Origin of the sequence: Kribbella soli (genome assembly GCF_004331345.1) — a bacterium.
GTDB lineage: Bacteria > Actinomycetota > Actinomycetes > Propionibacteriales > Kribbellaceae > Kribbella > Kribbella soli.
The window spans coordinates 1196147-1212884 of record NZ_SJJZ01000002.1; the positions used below are offsets into that span (position 1 = coordinate 1196147).

The following is a 16738-nucleotide window of genomic DNA, read 5'->3' on the forward strand; positions in this document are numbered from 1 at the left end:
CGGCCCGCCGCGGATGGTGGCGCCATGACGAACAAACGATGGATCGGGCTGATCGCCCTGCTGATCGCCGAAGCGATGAACCTGCTCGACGCGACGATCGTCCAAGTCGCGGCGCCGGTGATCCACACGGACCTCGGCGGCCGGACCGCGGACATCCAGTGGTTCAGCGCGGCGTACACGCTGCCGTTCGCGGCCCTCCTGATCACCGGCGGCCGGCTCGGCGACCGCTTCGGCCGGCGGCGGATGTTCCGCGTCGGTGTCACGGTCTTCGTCCTGACGTCGGCCGCCTGCGCGCTCGCCACCGCCCCCGCCGAGCTGATCGGGTTCCGTGCGGTCCAAGGTGCCGCGGCCGCCCTGGTGATCCCGCAGACCATCGGCCTGATCAGGTCGAGCTTCACGGGGAGCGCTCTCTCGAAGGCGCTCGGCACGATCGGTCCGGTGATGGGCCTGGCCGGCATCTCGGGCCCGTTGCTCGGCGGGTTCATCACCGAGGCCAGCTCCTGGCGAGTCGTCTTCCTGGTGAACGTGCCCCTCGGCATCGGCGTACTCGCCCTGTCGCACCTGCTCCCCGAGTCCGCATCTCCGCAACCGCCACGGATCGACATCCTCGGAACGCTGCTGCTCACCGGCGGTACGGCGCTGGTCGTTTACCCGATCCTGCAATCACGCGACTGGTTCCTGCTGGCGGCCGGAGTCGTGCTGCTCGGGCTGTGCCTGCTGCGGAAGGACGGGCGGCTGATCGAGGTGAGCCTGTTCGCACACCGCGGGTTCGCGCCGGCGCTCGTCACGTCGACGTTGTTCTTCGCGGTGATGAGTGGCCTGACGCTGGTCGTCGTACTCCATCAGCAGCTGACCTTGCACCACAGCGTGATGCGCTCGAGCCTCGCGTTGCTGCCCTGGTCCGCGGCAACCGGGATCGCTGCACTCGTCGCCGGCCAGTGGTTGGTCACGCGACTCGGATCCCGCTTGATGTACGTCGGACTCGGCGTACAGCTCGTCGGCCTCGCGACCGCGCCGTACGCGCTGCTGCCCGCACTGGCCGTCGGCGGAATCGGCGTCGGGTTGTTCACGACCGCGTTCTTCACCGAGGCGCTGCACCGGGTAGGGCCACACGAGACCGGGTCCGCGGCTGGGCTGCTGAACGCGGTACAACAGTTCGGCGGAACGCTCGGAGTCGCGGTGTTCGGCACGATCTTCCTGCACCACCCGGCGACGATCGATCGCGCGGCGTGGGTCGCGGTCGCGGTCGTCGTGGTGACGGTCGCGACCGCTCACCTCATGCGTTCGCCGCATTCGACTCGGCGCGGGCGTGCAACGCCGGAGCCAGTGCGTACTGGCCGATGAAGATCGCGACGCCGAGAACGGCGCAGCCGAGCCAGGTCGCGGTCGGACCGAGGTGCTCGAGCGCGTTGGTGCCGACCAGCGGCCCGATCACGGTGCCGACGCCGAACGCCATACCGGACAGGCCCATGTAGCGGCCGCGCAGGTCGATCGGCGCGAGGTCGGCGAACACCGCGCCGATGACCGCAGCGAAACCGATCTCCCCGATCGTCCACACCACGACCGAAACGCCGTACCCCCACCAGGTGTGCACGACCGCTCCCAAGCCGAACCCGAGACCGACCACCAGCATCGAGGCGGCGAGCAGTTTCGGCCGGTCGAGCTTCGCCATCCACCGGCCGAGGAACGGCTGGGCGAGCACGATCACCACGCCGTTGAGCGCGATCACGAGCCCGTACGTCCGCGACGACAGACCGTCCCCGGCCATCGCCAGCGGCAGAGTCGAATAGCCCTGCATGTAGATGGTCGCGTAGCCGATCTGGATCAGGACCATCAGCAGGAACACCGTGTCCCGCGCGACCACCGGCAACAGCGACCGGCCGGCCGAGTCGTCCTCGGGTGCCGGGCGGCTCTCCGGCACCATCATCCAGATGACCAGACCAGCAATCACCGACGTGGCGGCGTTCACCCAGAACAGCAGGCCATAACCGAAAGATGCCAGTACGCCGGCGCTGACTGTCGAGACCGAGAAGCCGAGGTTGATCGCCCAGAACAGGAGGCCGTACGCACGGACCCGCTCAGTCGGCTGCAGCAGGTCCGCGACCGTGGCCTGGACCGCCGGGCGGAACAAGTCGCCCAGCAGGCCGACGAGGAAAGCCGTCACCCAGATCAGCACCATCGATCGGGCGGATCCGAGCAGGATCAGCGCGGCGCCGGTACCGAAGAAGCAGATCAGCATCGTCACCCGGCGTCCGGCCCGGTCGGACAACCAGCCGCCGACGAGTTGCGCGCAGACAGTTCCGGCGCCGACAGCGGCCGCGACGGCTCCCGCCGTACCTGCAGAGAGGTGGCGGTCGTGGGTCAGGTACAGGACGAGGAACGGTTGTACGAAGCTGCCGAGCCGGTTGACCAGCTGGCACACCCACAACGCCCAGAAGGCCCGCGGAAGTGCGGTGGGCGTGGGGTTGCCGACGGCGATTGCGCTCATGGGTCAACTGTCCGGGGTCGCCGCGGCATTGTCGACGATTAGGCTCAGGGCTAATCTGGCCCGGTGATCACGATCAGGCTGAGTGCCGGGGACGTCGGGCGGATCCGGTTCGCGCTGTCGCCGGTGTGGGAGGCCGTGACGAGTGTGCGGGCGCTGAGCAACAACACCGCGCGCAGCGTGCACGGGCCGTGGCTGCAGAAGGTCCGGCCGACGATCGAGGGCGACGACCTGAGGTTGCTCAGAGCCCTCATTCCGTCGGACGGCTATATCCCGGACTTCCTGACGCCGGCCCCGCCGCGCCGGTCGACGAGCCTGGAGTCGGGTCTCGCCGCGATCGCCGCGACGCCGCACGATCTGGTCGCCGGCGAGATCGCGAAGCTGCACGCGGAGAACCCGGACCCGGTGCTGCCCGAGCTGATCGTGCACCCCGCGAAGGCGCTGGACCTGATCACCAAGGCGCTCGAGACGTACTGGCGACGGGCGATCGAACCCGACTGGCGGCGGATGCGGTCGCTGCTGCAGGAGGATCTCGCGTTCCGGCTGGACGAGCTGGCGAGTGGCGGGATCGAGCGGTTGTTCCGCAACCTGCATCCGTCGATCAAGTACGCCGGCGACCGCATCGAGATCGACCGGCCGTTCTGCTGCGACGGCGAACCGATGACCGGACAGGGCCTGCTGCTGGTGCCGTGCGTGTTCGCCTGGCCGGCCGGGCTGGCCGTCACCGGTGCGCCGCACGTCCCGACCATCACGTACCCGCCGCGCGGCCTCGGCCGCTTGTGGGAGGACCGTCAGGACACCACGGACTCCCCACTCGCCGACCTGGTCGGCCGCACCAGAGCCGCGATCGTCAGCCACCTCGACCTGCCCATGTCCACAACCCATCTCGCCCACCAGCTAGGCGTCACGGCCCCCACCCTCAGCGTCCACCTCAGCATCCTCCGCAACGCCGGCGTAGTAACCTCCCGCCGCGACGGCCGCACCGTCCTCTACCACCGCACCCCGTTGGGCCACCAACTCCTCACGGCATCAACCTCGCTGGCCTCAACCGCCTAGCCGAAGCTTGGGGGGTCTACCTGGATTCGGACCGTGCCGGGGTTCTTCTTGGTGGTGCGGGCTGATTGGGACTCTTTGAGGGAGCGGACCAAGGTGGTGCCGTGCGCGCGGGGGGTGCGGACGACGGCTCGGACGGTTTCTTCGTCGAGGTCGACCGGGCCGAGGACCTCGAGGCCGGCCGACGGTGGCATCAGGTCGCGGAGGCGGGTGACGAGGTCGTTGACGGATTCGGCCGGGCCGGTGAGTTCGGCGAGTTTGGCGGCCGGGGCGAGGCGGGCGGTACGGCGTTCCTCGATCTCGCGGGCGGCGTACCCCTCGGGGCTCCACCGCACGATCGCCTGCAGCGGCAGCGCCGACGGGTCGCCGACCAGGATCACCATCCCGCCGGCGCTTGCCGGACGGACCAGGGCAGCCGCGTTGAACCAGCGGCGTACGGCCTCTTCGGAGGCCCGGAGGTCGGGGCGGGCGAGCATCAGCCAGGTGTCGAGGAGCAGCGCCGCGCTGTACCCGCCCTCGGCGACCGGCTCGGCCCCCGGTGTGCTGACGACCAACGCCGGCGCATCCGGTACGACGTCGAGCATGTTGTCCCCGCCCGACGTACGCACCACGACTCCGGGGAACGCGCGCCCGAGTTCCTCCGCCGTACGACGCGCGCCGATGATCGCCGCGCGCATCCGGGTGTCCCCGCACTCCGGGCACCGGTGATCCGCAGCCGGACGGCCGCACACGCTGCAGCTCGCCGGCCCGGATCCTCCGGTACGACGCAACGTTCCGCCACACGTGGCACATCGCGAAGGCGCCCGGCACGTCTGGCACACCAAACTCGGCAAGTACCCCGCCCGCGGCACCTGAACGAGCACCGGTCCGGTCCGCAGGCCCTCGCGTGCGATCTCGAACGCCCGGGACGGCAACCGCGCCGCGCGCGCCGACGGGTCGCGTGCCAGATCGATGTCAGATTCCCCCGCGATGTGCACCGACGGCGCCGCCGCCCGCGTCACCTTCCGGTCCGCGATCAGCTCGTGCGCGAACCCGGACTCCACCAACGCCGCCGCCTCCGCGGACCGCGCGTACCCACCGAGCAACGCCGCGCACTTCTGTCGGAACGCCCGTAGCAGCAGGACTTCCCGGGCATTCGGGTACGGCGCCCGCGGCTCGGCGTACGACTCGTCACCGTCGTCCCACATCGCCACCAACCCGAGATCCGCCACCGGAGCGAACGCCGCAGCGCGCGTCCCGATCACCACCCGCGCACGGCCGTGCAACGCGGACAGAAACGCGCGATAGCGAGCCGTCGGCCCCAGATCCGCGGACAACGTGACGAACCCGGACTCCCCCAGCACCTCAGCACACGCAGCAGCGAGCCGCTCCAGGTCCCGCGCGTCCGGCGCCAGCAACAGCGCGCCCCGACCGGAGGCCGCACACACGGCCGCAGCCTGCGCGAACGCGAGCGGCCAATCAGCCCCCGGTACGGCGGTCCACACCGCCCGCGGCGACTCGGCGCGCTCGATCGCATCGAGAAATCCAGTCGGGTACGGCGACCACTCCGAGCGGGACGTCGACACGGGCGGACGCGGCGGCTGATCGCAGCGCAGCGCCTCGCCCTCCACCTTCGCGTGCCGCGGCGGCACCGCGAGGCGCGTGACGTCCGCGAGCACCCCGGCGTACCGATCGGCGACCGCCCGGCAGAGGTCCGCGATCTCCGGCGTCAGCACCTGCTCGGGCGACACGACCTTGCGCAGCCGGACCAACTTGCCGTCGTGGTCCGACTCATCGAGCCGCTCCAGCACGAACCCGTCGAGGTCCTTGCCGGCGAACCGCACCTTCACCCGCGCACCGGGTTGCGCAGCCTTGGCCAGGTCGTCCGGCACCAGGTAGTCGAACGGACGGTCCAGGTGCGGGAGCGAGACATCGACCGCGATCCGGGCCACCGGCAACGTCGTGGTGATCTCGGCCGGTTCCTTCGTGCGCGACTTGCGAACGGTGTCGCGCAGCAGCGTCAGCTGCTCCGGCGAGTCTCCGTTCGATGTCACCGGGAAACTCTAGTCGGCTGCGACGACACTCCGTGGGACGCGGACGGCCGGGCTGTGGATAAACCACAGCCCGGCCGCGCGCGTACGTCGTACTTACTTGCTGACCGCGGCCTTCAGGGCCTCGACGCGGTCCGTGCGCTCCCAGGTGAAGCCCTCGCCGGTGCGGCCGAAGTGGCCGTTCCGTGCGGTCTGGGCGTAGATCGGCCGGAGCAGCTCAAGGTCGCGGATGATCGCGGCCGGCCGCAGGTCGAAGACCTCGCGGACCGCGGCGGCGATCTTGTCCACCGCGACCTTCTCGGTGCCGAACGTGTCGACGTAGAAGCCGACCGGCGCGGCCTTGCCGATCGCGTACGCGACCTGGCACTCGACCCGGTCCGCGAGCCCGGCCGCGACGATGTTCTTCGCCACCCAGCGCATCGCGTACGCCGCCGACCGGTCCACCTTGGACGGGTCCTTCCCGGAGAACGCGCCGCCGCCGTGCCGCGCCATACCGCCGTAGGTGTCGATGATGATCTTCCGCCCGGTCAGCCCGGCATCGCCCATCGGGCCGCCGATCTCGAACCGGCCGGTCGGGTTCACCAGCAACTTGTAGTCGGTCGCATCGATGTCGAACTGCTCGAGCACCGGGTCGACGACGTGCTTCTTGATGTCCGGCTGCAACATCGTCTCCAGGTTGATGTCCGCCGCGTGCTGGCTGGACACCACCACGGTGTCGATCCGGACCGCCTTGTCATCGTCGTACTCGACCGTGACCTGGGTCTTGCCGTCGGGCCGCAGGTACGCCAGCGTGCCGTTCTTGCGGACCTCGGCGAGCCGCTCGGACAGCCGGTGCGCGATCGTGATCGGCAGCGGCATCAGCTCCGGCGTCTCGTTGGACGCGTAGCCGAACATCAGTCCCTGGTCGCCTGCCCCCTGCAGGTCCAGTTCGTCCTTGGACGCGTCCGAACGCGTCTCGTACGCCGTGTCGACACCCTGGGCGATGTCCGGAGACTGGCTCCCGATGGCGACCTGCACCCCACAGGACGCGCCGTCGAAACCCTTCAGGGACGAGTCGTAGCCGATCTCCAGGATGCGCGCACGCACGATCCCCGGAATATCGACGTACGCCGTCGTCGTGACCTCACCCGCGACGACAACCAGACCCGTGGTGATCAGGGTCTCGACCGCGACCCGGCTCTTCGGGTCCTCGGCCAGCAACGCGTCGAGGATGGAGTCGCTGATCTGGTCAGCGATCTTGTCCGGGTGACCTTCGGTCACGGACTCGGACGTGAAAAGGCGCCTCGCCACAGTTCTCCCTCGGATTCCTCTTGTGCCGCCCGGTTGCGCGTTGGCACAGCCGCACGATCCCCCCATGCACCGGCGGTTGGCGATGCATCTTGGGAAGTATGCCAGCAGTTTCCACCCGCGTCCCGGTGACGCTCCGAATTCATCCAGGATACGAGATTCGTGATCACATTCTGGACAGTCGGCACTGGTTCAGGCGTGCGCACCGACCGTTACGTCGCCGAGTGTGAGCGACGGCGCACAACCAAGGATCGCAGCCAACCGGTCCACCTCGGCGTCCAGCAGCTTGCGCCGGCGCCGATTCAGCGGGGTCAGCGCCTCGACTGTCACGTCCAGCTTCCGGCCGGCCTTCTTCTGGTGCCAGACACCCGCCACGATGCCGTCGACGAGAAGCAGCGGATAGTTGCCGGCCTGGCCGCGGGCGGTCGCCCGGTCGAACGCTTTACCCGGAAAGAGCAGTTCACGCGGGAAGCTGCCCACGCCGTACGCATCGAAGTACGGCAGCAGCCGGACGCCCTCCGCGCGCTCGTCGGGGAACTCGTCGTCGCCGGGAGCGACCCAGGCGGTCTGGCCGTTGAGCTCGACCTGCGGCAGGTCGTCGAAGTACGGCTTCACCATGGTCGGCGTGGCCTTGAGCCAGCGGGCGAACTGCTGCGGGGTCGCGGGCCCGTAGGAGTAGAGGTACCGGTGCAGGAGTTCGGTGAGCGCTTTCTCCGCGGGCATCGGGTCGAACGGGCGGAGCCGGTGCGGATTCGAGTACGTCGTGAGCCGGCCGCGCATCGGCCCGTGGCAGAGGACACCGGCGTGCGCGGCGACATGGACCGCCTGCCGCCAGCGTGCCCAGGCCCCCTGGAACGCCGGGATCGTCGGCGTCCGGGCCCATTCACCGGTACGCCGTACGACTTCCTCAGTGAGCTCGTCGACGGTCAGGTCGTCGTTGGCGAGGGCCTCGCCGATCGCGGCCACGATCTGGTCGAGCTCGTCCGGCGTCATTCGGATCGGTTCCGGCTGCTGGCCGCCCGCCGGCAGCGCGGTCAGCGCACCGGTCCACATCGGCAGGTCGTCGAGCGGCAAGAGGTGCACGGTCCCGCGCGGCCCGAACGTCTTCACCAAGCCTTCGTCGCGCTGCACCGACTCACGGTTCGCCCCGTTGACGCGCAGCGCCACCGACACCTCCCCCGCCGCCGCGATCTGCGCATGCGCCCCACACATCGCCCGTACGGCATCCACCGGCGTCTCCGCAGCCTCGATCAGAAAATGCCGCCGCATCCGCCGCGCAACCACGGCCTCCCAGGAGATCTCCATGCCCTCAGCCTAGGGATGGAAGCGGACAGCTTCTGACCTCTGCTGCCGGCGAGGCAGCGGACGTTGCAGTTCGATGACGGCAGTCCTGCGGCGGAATGATGTGTGCGAGGTTTTGCCCCGTGGGGTCTCTTCATTCGCGGGAGCGGGAGCGGGAGCGGGCGCGGGCACGCCGGCGAGCCGTGGCCGCGGCAGGCTTCTTGGCGTCCGCGGCCGTCGCGACCTTGGCCGGGTGCGAGACCGTTGCGGGCGCAGGGAGGACAGGTATCAGTGTCGATGCGCAGGCTCGGCCGGTGATCGTGTTCGCTCTGTGCAACGACCACATCGATGGGGCGACGATCTTCCGTGATCGCACCAAGGCCGACCCACCAGGGGACAACTCAGTCTCAATCGCTAGCTGGGACGCGGTTTCGCCGGTGACGCCATCGACTGCGATCGATGCCAAGCTGAACACCGTCGAGCCGTCCCGGTCGTGGTCCCGAGTTGGTCGCGCTCAGGCATTGAGGCCAGGTGTCGTCTACACCGCCTACGGGTGGACGCGCGACAACACGTGGTACACGGGTCATGTCGACTTCACGCTGGAACGTCTTTCCAAGCTGAAGCCCGGCCAAGTGCTTACCCAGACCTACGTCTCTGCCGAAGACCGAGACGTGGACGCCGTGCAGTCCTACGAGCAGTTCACGGCGGAGGCGTGCAAGTGAATGCATTGGGGCAAAATCTGGAGCCCTTTGCAGCAAGCTGAGGCAAGCTGTCGTCATGACCACGAGCATCCGGACCGCGATCACCGACGCCGACTACGAAGCCTGGCGCGCGGTGCGGATCGCGATCATGCCGTACGAGCGCTGCCCGAGCGTCGCCGAGCTCCGCGAACTCGACCGCCCCGGCCGGCTGATGCTGCTGGCGGAGATCGACGGCGAGGTGGTCGGCAGCGGCCTGGCGGATCGCTCGGGCGACGGCGAGCGGGCGGCACTGGCGGCGCGCGTCCATCCGGACTTCCGCCTGCGCGGCGTGGGCACCGACCTGCTCCGGGTTCTCGCCGACCATGCCGTTGCCCAGGGCTACGATGTCGCGGGCGCCAGCGTCGACGACGCGGGGTCCCGGCTGTTCGCCGAGCGGTTCGGCTTCGTGGAAAGGAATCGGGAGGTCGAACAACTGCGGAAGATCGGCGACGAACCGCGGCCGGCGCCGCCGACGGAGTACGCGATCGTCTCGGTCGCCGAACGCCCGGAGCTGTGGGCGGCGGCCTATCACCAGGTAGCGGTGCCGACGTTCCCGGACATGGACCATCCGGTCGCGCTGAAGGTTTCCGAGGACGATTGGGAGAAGGAATGGATCAACGACCCGGCCGCGATGTTCGTGGCCGTCGCCGGTGACGAGGTGGTCGGCGTGGCGGGGCTGATGCTCGACTCCGATCGCCCGGAGCGCGCGGAGGTCGCCTACACCGCCGTACGCCGGGAGTGGCGCGGCAAATCGGTCGCCGCGACCCTCAAACGCACCAGCATGGCGTGGGCCGCCGAGCACGGAATCACCGAGATCTACACCTGGACGCAGCGCGGCAACGACGCGATGCGCCGCCTCAACGAACACCTCGGCTTCACCTACGGCATCACCAGCATCAGCATGCGCGCCCCGCTACCGCTCAAGCGGGACTAGCTCTCTGATAGCGGAAGACCTGCCGCGAACCACCCTCCGGACCGTCTTCCGCGGCCTCGGCCGGCACGAACCCGAGCCGCTCGTAGAAGGCCCGCGCCCCGCTGGTCACCGCCCCCGGATGATCCACGCCGAACGTCACGACCTCGACGATCTCCGCCTCGGCGAGTCCCCGGCCCGCCGTCAGCCGGTCGATCACCGCGTCCATCAGCTGCCGTCCGGCACCTCGGCCTCGAGCCCGCTCGGACACGACCAGCCAGTGCACCGCGTACCGCGGTGCGGCCCCGCCGAACAGCACCGCTCCGGCCAGCTGATCCGCGTCGGAAGCCACCAGCGCCCGGTCGTCGGCGATGTGCTTGTGGAGCGCGCGATGGAAGCCCGGCTCGGCGACCATCGGACCGAACCAGTGCTCGACCTCACCGGCCAGCTCGAGGATGCCCGGTAAGTCGGCCTCGGTCGCCGACCTGACCCTCAGCACGGCTCAGGCCCAGTGGGCGGCGACGAGATTCCAGATGACGCCGGCGAGGGCGTCTTTGCTGCCGGAAGGGACAGGGAGGGCGTTGCCCGCGCGGTCGAGGATGACGGCCTCGTTGAGATCGCTGCCGAAGACCTTGCCACCGGAGACGTCGTTGACGACCAGGAGGTCGCAACCCTTGCGTTCCAGCTTGGCGCGGCCGAGCTCGAGGACGGTGTGGTCGGCGTCGCCGGTCTCGGCGGCGAACCCGACGATCACCTGATCGGTGCGGGACCGGTCGTGCGAGATCGTCTGCAGGATGTCAGGGTTCTGCACCAGGCTGACCGCGGGCACGGAGCCGTCGGCGGTCTTCTTGATCTTGTGCTCGGCGACGTCGGCCGGGCGGAAGTCGGCCGGGGCCGCGGCCATCACGATCGCGTCCGCGTCGGCGGCCCGCCCGGTGATCTCGTCGTACAGGTCGCGGGTGCTGGTCACCGGGACGACCTGGACTCCGGCCGGGTCGGGCAGTTCGGAGTTCGCCGCGACCAGGGTGACCTTGGCGCCGCGGGCGGCCGCGATCCGGGCGAGGGCGTAGCCCTGCTTGCCGGACGACGAGTTGCCCAGGTACCGCACCGGGTCGAGGTGCTCGCGCGTCCCGCCGGCGCTGATCAGCACGTGCTTGCCGGTCAGGTCGGCGACCGACTGGCCGGCCGCGCGGGCGGCCTCGTCGGCGAGCATCAACTGGCTGATCGCGAAGATCTCCGACGGCTCCGGCAGCCGGCCGCGGCCGGTGTCGGCGCCGGTCAGGCGTCCGACGGCAGGCTCGAGGACCGTGATCCCCCGGGAGCGCAGCGTCGCGACGTTCGCCTGGGTCGCCGGGTGCTCCCACATCTCGGTGTGCATGGCGGCTGCGAACAGGATCGGGCAGCGCGCGGTGAGCAGGGTGTTCGTGAGCAGGTCGTCGGCCAGCCCGTGGGCGGCTTTGGCGATCAGGTTGGCGGTCGCGGGAGCCACCACGACCAGCTCCGCCGCCTTGCCGATCCGGACGTGCGGCACCTCTTGCACGTTGTCGAACGGGTCGGCGGTCACCGGCTGCCCGGACAACGCCGCCCAGGTCGCCGCGCCGACGAACTCCAGCGCGGCCGCCGTCGGCACCACGCGCACGCTGTGCCCGGACTCGGTCAGCCGGCGGAGCAGATCACAGACCTTGTACGCCGCGATGCCGCCGCCGACGCCCAGCACCACGTTGGGCTTGTGCTTGGGAACGACGTCAGCCCCCGGACCGTGCTCGGTTCCGGGGGTCTGGTCACCGGTTGCGGACATCTGCGCGGACTCCGTTCCCGGGCGGTCTGTTCTAGGTGACTACTCGGACTTCTCCGCGGCAGCGGCTTCCGCCTCGGCCTCGGGGTCGATGTCCGTGCAGGTCAGCACGCCCTCGTTGATCTCGCGCATCGCGATCGACAGCGGCTTCTCCTGGACGTGCGTCTCGACCAGCGGTCCGACGTACTCCAGCAGGCCCTCGCCGAGCTGCGAGTAGTAGGCGTTGATCTGCCGCGCGCGCTTGGCCGAGTACAGCACCAGCTTGTACTTGGAGTCGGTGCGGGTGAGCAGGTCGTCGATCGGCGGGGACGTGATGCCGATGGCGACGGGCTGGTTGCCAGACAAGGTCAGGCCTTTCCAGAGATGTGGGGTGATCGAATCAACTTTACCAACTGATCGGCGGCTTCCCGAACCGAGGCGTTGACGATCGTCACGTCGAACTCCTTCTCGGCCGCCAGTTCGACGGTCGCGGTCTCCAGCCGCCGCTCCCGCTCCTCCGGCGTCTCGGTGCCGCGGTAGAGCAGACGGCGGACCAGCTCGTCCCAGCTCGGCGGGGCCAGGAAGACGAACTGCGCCTCCGGCATCGTCGCCCGGACCTGGCGCGCGCCCTGCAGATCGATCTCCAGCAGGGCCGGCCGGCCCGCGGCGAGCTTGTCGAGCACCGGCTGCCGCGGCGTCCCGTAACGGGCCGCCTTGTGCACCACCGCCCACTCCAGCAACTCGCCGTCGGCGATCATCCGGTCGAACTCGGCGTCCGAGACGAACAGGTAGTGCACGCCGTGCACCTCGTTCGGCCGCGGCTTGCGGGTGGTCGCGGACACCGAGATCCAGATGTCCGGGAACCGCTCGCGGATGTCGGCCGCGACGGTTCCCTTGCCGACGGCGGTCGGGCCGGCCAGCACCGTCAGCCGGGCCGGGGTGTCACCAGGGTCCGTGGTCATCGTCACACCAGTGTCCAACGAACCGGTCAGCGTCTGGCTCACTCGGCGAATTCGCGCTCGAGCGCGGCGATCTGGTTCGAGCCGAGGCCGCGCACCCGCCGCGTCTCCGAGATCCCCGCGCGCGCCATGATCTGCTGGGCGCGGACCTTGCCGACACCCGGGATGCACTGCAGCAGCTGGCTGACCCGCATCTTGCCGATGACGTCGTTCTTCTGCCCCTCGTGGAGCACCTCCGTCGGAGACGCTCCCGAGTGCCGGATCCGGTTCTTGATCTCGGCTCGTTCACGCCGCGCCGCCGCGGCCTTGTCCAGAGCGGCCGCACGCTGCTCCGGCGTCAAAGAAGGAAGTGGCACCGTTTCACCTGTCCCGTTGTATGGCTTCGCAAGGGAACCTAACACGGGTTCAGCCCGAGTTCTGGTGGTGGTGGAACAGAGTCGCGGGACAAGCGGGCGATTGGAACGATCAGTTGATCAGTTCAGTGCCGGAAGGTCGACCTTGCAGCTGTCCTTGGCCTGGCTGGTGATGTTCTTGTACGCCGTCATCACGCTGCCGGTCTGCTTGCTCAGTTTCGCGATCTCGGCCGCGTCCGTGCCGGCCTTCTTGGCCTTCTCGGCGAACGCGACGACGACACCCCAGTCGTCCTTCACGTCCTTCGGCGCGGACTCCTGGAGCTTCTTGGCGTCATCCAGGATCTTCACGTAGTCGACCGGCTTCTGCGGGTCGACGTCGACTGCCTTGGCGGCGTACTTGGCGAGGTCCACGCAGTACGCCTGCTCGTCGGTGCAGGCAGTCAGCACACCTGCGGTTGCGGCCATGGTCGCGAGAACGGCGAGAGAGCGCTTCACGACCTTCACGCTACAGGTAGGCAGGACTACCGGGCGAAACCGGCCGGCTACCTGGCGCGCTGGTGGGACGGAACGGGCAGAGCCGTCCCACCAGGCTGCGCCGAACGGCAGGTCAGCTACCGGAGCCCGGCAGGTCGATCTTGCAGGTGTCCTTCGCCTGCTTGGTGATCGCGTCCATCGCCGGCTGGATCTTGGAACCGTCGGACTTGGCAAGCTCCATCAGCTTGTTCGTGTCGCCCTTCGCGTCCTGCGCCTTCTCGGCGTAGTCGATGACGGTCTTCCAGTCGTCCTTCAGGTCGTCCGGCGCCGACTTCGACACCTTCTTCGCCTGGTCCAGCATCTTGCCGACCGCGTTGGAGTCCTTGATGTCCAGGTCCTTCGCCGAGTCGACGTAGCCCTGCAGGTCTCCGCAGTAGTCGCCGCCCGAGCATGCCGTCAGGGCGCCAACACTCATCGTCACAACGGCCGCGAGGGCTGCCAGCTTCCGCATCGTGTTCCTTCACTGTGTCGCGCGGGAAGTCCGTGGCTCCCCGTCCGCCGACACCTTTCCGAACGCCGGGGTCACCGCGAGCTCCGGCACGCCGTGAAGAACATCGCACCGGCCGACTGGAACCGGGTTGTGATCTACCGCGTCGTCGTTCGAGTCCACTTCAGGTACGCCGTACTTCTCGCCGCCGAACGTGATGGCGACGGCGTTCGCCGACACGATCACCAGGATCGCCGCCCAGTCGACGAGCGCCAGCTGCTGATCGAGAACAACCAGCCCGACAAACGCCGCCAGCACAGGGTTCACGCTCATGAAAACGCCGAAGAACTGCGCCGGAACGCGGCGGAGAGTGAGCAGGTCAACAAGAAACGGCACGGCCGACGACAGCACGCCGGCCACCAGTGCGTACGACGCTGCGGCGACCGTCGGCGGGTGATGCAGCAGCACGACCACGCCGATCGGGACGTACGCGAGGCCCGACAACGCTGCCGCCGCGGCCGAACCAGTTGCGCCCGGCAACTCTCGCCCGACCTTCCGGTTGAGCAGGATGTAGAACGCCCAGCACAGCGCGGCGAGCAGACCCAACCCGATCCCGAGGTAGTCCGTCGTCGCCTGCGGGCGGGCGATCAGGACGACAGCGGGCGCAGCGACGAGTGCACAGGCCAGGTCGAGCACCCGCCGTGATCCCAGGAGTGCGACGGCCAGCGGGCCCAGAAACTCCAGCGTGACGCCCAGGCCGAGGCCTACCCGGTCGATGGCGGTGTACAGGGACAGGTTCATCACGGCGAAGACCGCCGCCAGCCCGACGACGAGGCGCCATTGCGGGGCGGTGATCGACCGCAGCCGCGGTCTCCCGATCGCGAGCAGCACGATCGCAGCGACCCACTGCCGGATCGCCACCACGCCCGCCGGACCGATCACCGGGAACGCGAGCGCCGCCACCGACGCACCGACCTGCGTCGACAGCCCGCTCCCGAGCATCATCATCACACCGACCAACCGTTCTCGCCTCACGATCACGAGAGTCCGCCCGGCGTGGACCTACGCAAAATGCATCCGGCCGCCGATCTATACGCTGGAGTCATGGATATCCGGCAGCTGCGGTGCCTGGTGGAGATCGTCGACTCGGGCACGTTCACCGACGCCGCGATCGAGCTCGGGATCTCGCAGGCCGCGGTGTCCCGCAACCTGCTGGCCCTGGAACGCGAACTCGGCGTGCGTCTGCTGCACCGGACCAGTCGTTCACTCACCCCGACCACGGCCGGCGTCCGGGTGCTCGCGCGGGCGCGGCACATCCTGGCGGAGATCGACGAGCTGGTGAGTGAGGCGACGAGCGGTCACACCCGTCTGCGGGTCGGCCACGCGTGGTCGGCGTTCGGGAGCCGCACCCGCGAGTTCCAGCGCCGGTGGGCGGCGGAGCATGCCGGCATCGAGCTGCAGCTGGTCCGCACCAACACCGCGACCGGCGGGCTCGCCGAAGGGCTGTGCGATCTCGCGGTCGTCCGCAGCCAGTTGGAGCTGCGTCGATTCGGGCACGTGTTGCTGACACAGGAGCGGCGGTACTGCGCTCTGCCCGCCGACGACCCGCTGGCTCGTAAACGGGCGCTGACGCTCGATCAGCTCCGGGACAGGACGCTGGTGATCGACCGTCGTACCGGGAGCACCACGGCGGATCTTTGGCCGGAGAGCGCTCGCCCGGTTCTCGAGTACACCCAGGACGTCGACGACTGGTTGGCCGCGATCGCGTCCGGGCGGTGCGTCGGCGTGACACCGCAGGCGACCTCGACCCAGTACCGGCGGGACGGGGTGGTCTACCGCCCGCTGCGGGATGCGCCGCCGGTCGACGTACACCTGATCTGGCATCGCGAGGACCCACATCCCGCCACGCAGGCGGCCGTCGACCTGCTGATCGCGCTCTACCGCGAGTCGAGCAGCCCGACCAGCTGACGACGGTCCGCCACCCGCCACAGCACAGTGCGGACCTGCTCGATCCCACCGACCGGCCAGCGCTCCAGAAGTCGCCGTACATCTGGATCCTGGATGTCGGCGGTGAGCGCGCCGATGAAGTCACCCCAGACGACCTCGAACGGCCGGTCGCACATCCGCACGACGCCGAGCTCGATCGGCGGGGTGATCGCGAGCTGGTTGTGCAACTCCCCCACCGCCAGGTAAGCAGCCGAGAGCGCTCTCTCGCGTTCCTGCCAGCTCTCCGCCCGCAACACCTCGCGACACAGCGGCCCGATCGACGGACCGCAGGACAGCCGGCCGAAGGCGCTCCCGAACCACTTCGAGTACGGCGCGTACTGCCGCTCCATCAGGAAGCACAACCGCATCAGGTCCTCGACCATTCGCGCACCGATCAACGCCGACCCGAGGTCGTCCCCGACGTACCCGGCCCGGCCGACCAGGTTCATCTCCGGATGCACGCGCCACCAGGCGGTGATCATCAGGTAACGCCAGACGTCGTCCGGGTAGTACGCGAGCCGATCACGGATGTCCTCGAGACCGAGCTCGTCGTGGAACACACCGCCCGCGGTGAACTGCCGCAGAATGGACTCGGGAGAGGTGAGCCAATCGCGAACCGTCAACGCGACGTCGACATCGAAGCCCATTTGGTCGAGGAAGTACCCGCGCACGGTGTGGACCTCGACCAGCGCCGTCCGCCCCTCGAACGTCGGCGGCACCTCGAGTCGTAGCTCGACGCCGTCCGGGACGAACACCAGCGCCCGAGCCTCGCAGTTGTGGTCTGTCGACATCTCGTCGTCGAACCCGAGCACCTCCGAGCCCCGCCCGAGCAACGCCGCGCTGTGCGGCACGTCCACCACGTGCCGCACAACCTCGTCATAGAACTTCCGGCACAGCTCCAGGCCCGAGGTCATCCCCG

The 16738-nt window shown here is 69.2% G+C and carries 18 protein-coding genes; 5 read left to right on the top strand and 13 right to left on the bottom strand.

All coding sequences use genetic code 11. From position 1 onward, the window contains the following. The first annotated feature begins 24 nt into the window (after nt 1-24). Nucleotides 25-1344 (top strand): MFS transporter, encoded by a 1320-nt coding sequence (locus E0H45_RS19785; protein ID WP_131339315.1) that lies wholly within the window; start codon nt 25-27, stop codon nt 1342-1344. On the opposite strand, the gene E0H45_RS19790 is transcribed toward E0H45_RS19785, so the two are convergent. Then, complete coding sequence (locus tag E0H45_RS19790) at nt 1277-2488, bottom strand: MDR family MFS transporter (protein ID WP_131339317.1); 1212 nt, start codon at nt 2486-2488, stop codon at nt 1277-1279. The two genes, E0H45_RS19785 and E0H45_RS19790, sit on opposite strands and share 68 nt — an antisense overlap. Nucleotides 2489-2551: 63 nt before the next feature. Between E0H45_RS19790 and E0H45_RS19795 the strand changes: the two genes are divergently transcribed. After that, complete coding sequence (locus E0H45_RS19795) at nt 2552-3541, top strand: ArsR/SmtB family transcription factor (RefSeq protein WP_131339319.1); 990 nt, start codon at nt 2552-2554, stop codon at nt 3539-3541. Here the strand turns inward: E0H45_RS19795 and E0H45_RS19800 are convergent. The 3 genes from E0H45_RS19800 to E0H45_RS19810 all read right to left on the bottom strand — a co-directional run bounded on the left by E0H45_RS19800 (nt 3538) and on the right by E0H45_RS19810 (nt 8160). After that, entirely contained in the window at nt 3538-5571 is a 2034-nt protein-coding gene (locus tag E0H45_RS19800) for a primosomal protein N' (protein WP_131339321.1), read from the bottom strand. The genes E0H45_RS19795 and E0H45_RS19800 overlap by 4 nt on opposite strands. A 93-nt stretch (nt 5572-5664) precedes the next feature. After that, a complete protein-coding gene (gene metK, locus E0H45_RS19805) occupies nt 5665-6858 on the bottom strand; it encodes a methionine adenosyltransferase (RefSeq protein WP_131339323.1) in 1194 nt (397 codons plus the stop codon). Between the two features lie 189 nt (nt 6859-7047). Further along, entirely contained in the window at nt 7048-8160 is a 1113-nt protein-coding gene (locus tag E0H45_RS19810; RefSeq protein ID WP_131339325.1) for a winged helix DNA-binding domain-containing protein, read from the bottom strand. Nucleotides 8161-8450: 290 nt separating this feature from the next. Here E0H45_RS19810 and E0H45_RS19815 point away from each other — a divergent pair, with 290 nt between their 5' ends. Both E0H45_RS19815 and E0H45_RS19820 read left to right on the top strand, forming a co-directional pair. Further along, a complete protein-coding gene (locus E0H45_RS19815; protein ID WP_131339327.1) occupies nt 8451-8858 on the top strand; it encodes a hypothetical protein in 408 nt (135 codons plus the stop codon). Between the two features lie 55 nt (nt 8859-8913). Further along, on the top strand, nt 8914-9810 hold the full coding sequence (locus E0H45_RS19820) for a GNAT family N-acetyltransferase (RefSeq protein WP_131339329.1): 897 nt from the start codon (nt 8914-8916) through the stop codon (nt 9808-9810). On the opposite strand, the gene E0H45_RS19825 is transcribed toward E0H45_RS19820, so the two are convergent. The 8 genes from E0H45_RS19825 to E0H45_RS19860 all read right to left on the bottom strand — a co-directional run bounded on the left by E0H45_RS19825 (nt 9797) and on the right by E0H45_RS19860 (nt 14868). Next, complete coding sequence (locus E0H45_RS19825; RefSeq protein WP_202872404.1) at nt 9797-10285, bottom strand: GNAT family N-acetyltransferase; 489 nt, start codon at nt 10283-10285, stop codon at nt 9797-9799. The two genes, E0H45_RS19820 and E0H45_RS19825, sit on opposite strands and share 14 nt — an antisense overlap. Before the next feature lie 3 nt (nt 10286-10288). Then, the gene (gene coaBC / locus E0H45_RS19830; RefSeq protein WP_238155101.1) at nt 10289-11584 is read right to left on the bottom strand and encodes a bifunctional phosphopantothenoylcysteine decarboxylase/phosphopantothenate--cysteine ligase CoaBC; all 1296 of its coding nucleotides are present in this window, start codon (nt 11582-11584) and stop codon (nt 10289-10291) included. A 39-nt stretch (nt 11585-11623) separates the two neighbouring features. After that, a complete protein-coding gene (rpoZ, locus tag E0H45_RS19835) occupies nt 11624-11926 on the bottom strand; it encodes a DNA-directed RNA polymerase subunit omega (RefSeq protein WP_130388473.1) in 303 nt (100 codons plus the stop codon). A gap of 2 nt (nt 11927-11928) precedes the next feature. Further along, nucleotides 11929-12522, bottom strand: coding sequence for a guanylate kinase (gmk, locus tag E0H45_RS19840; protein WP_131339331.1), 594 nt, complete (start codon nt 12520-12522; stop codon nt 11929-11931). A 38-nt stretch (nt 12523-12560) separates the two neighbouring features. Beyond that, the gene (mihF, locus tag E0H45_RS19845) at nt 12561-12875 is read right to left on the bottom strand and encodes an integration host factor, actinobacterial type (protein ID WP_130388471.1); all 315 of its coding nucleotides are present in this window, start codon (nt 12873-12875) and stop codon (nt 12561-12563) included. Between the two features lie 117 nt (nt 12876-12992). Next, entirely contained in the window at nt 12993-13367 is a 375-nt protein-coding gene (locus tag E0H45_RS19850) for a hypothetical protein (RefSeq protein ID WP_238155102.1), read from the bottom strand. A 112-nt stretch (nt 13368-13479) separates the two neighbouring features. Continuing rightward, entirely contained in the window at nt 13480-13857 is a 378-nt protein-coding gene (locus tag E0H45_RS19855) for a hypothetical protein (RefSeq protein WP_238155103.1), read from the bottom strand. A 9-nt stretch (nt 13858-13866) separates the two neighbouring features. After that, nucleotides 13867-14868 (bottom strand): EamA family transporter, encoded by a 1002-nt coding sequence (locus E0H45_RS19860; protein WP_238155104.1) that lies wholly within the window; start codon nt 14866-14868, stop codon nt 13867-13869. A gap of 69 nt (nt 14869-14937) precedes the next feature. On the opposite strand from E0H45_RS19860, the gene E0H45_RS19865 reads away from it, so the two are divergent. Then, the gene (locus tag E0H45_RS19865; RefSeq protein WP_131339333.1) at nt 14938-15801 is read left to right on the top strand and encodes a LysR family transcriptional regulator; all 864 of its coding nucleotides are present in this window, start codon (nt 14938-14940) and stop codon (nt 15799-15801) included. Here the strand turns inward: E0H45_RS19865 and E0H45_RS19870 are convergent. Next, the gene (locus tag E0H45_RS19870) at nt 15771-16733 is read right to left on the bottom strand and encodes a DUF4037 domain-containing protein (RefSeq protein ID WP_131339335.1); all 963 of its coding nucleotides are present in this window, start codon (nt 16731-16733) and stop codon (nt 15771-15773) included. The two genes, E0H45_RS19865 and E0H45_RS19870, sit on opposite strands and share 31 nt — an antisense overlap. Nucleotides 16734-16738 lie beyond the last annotated feature (5 nt).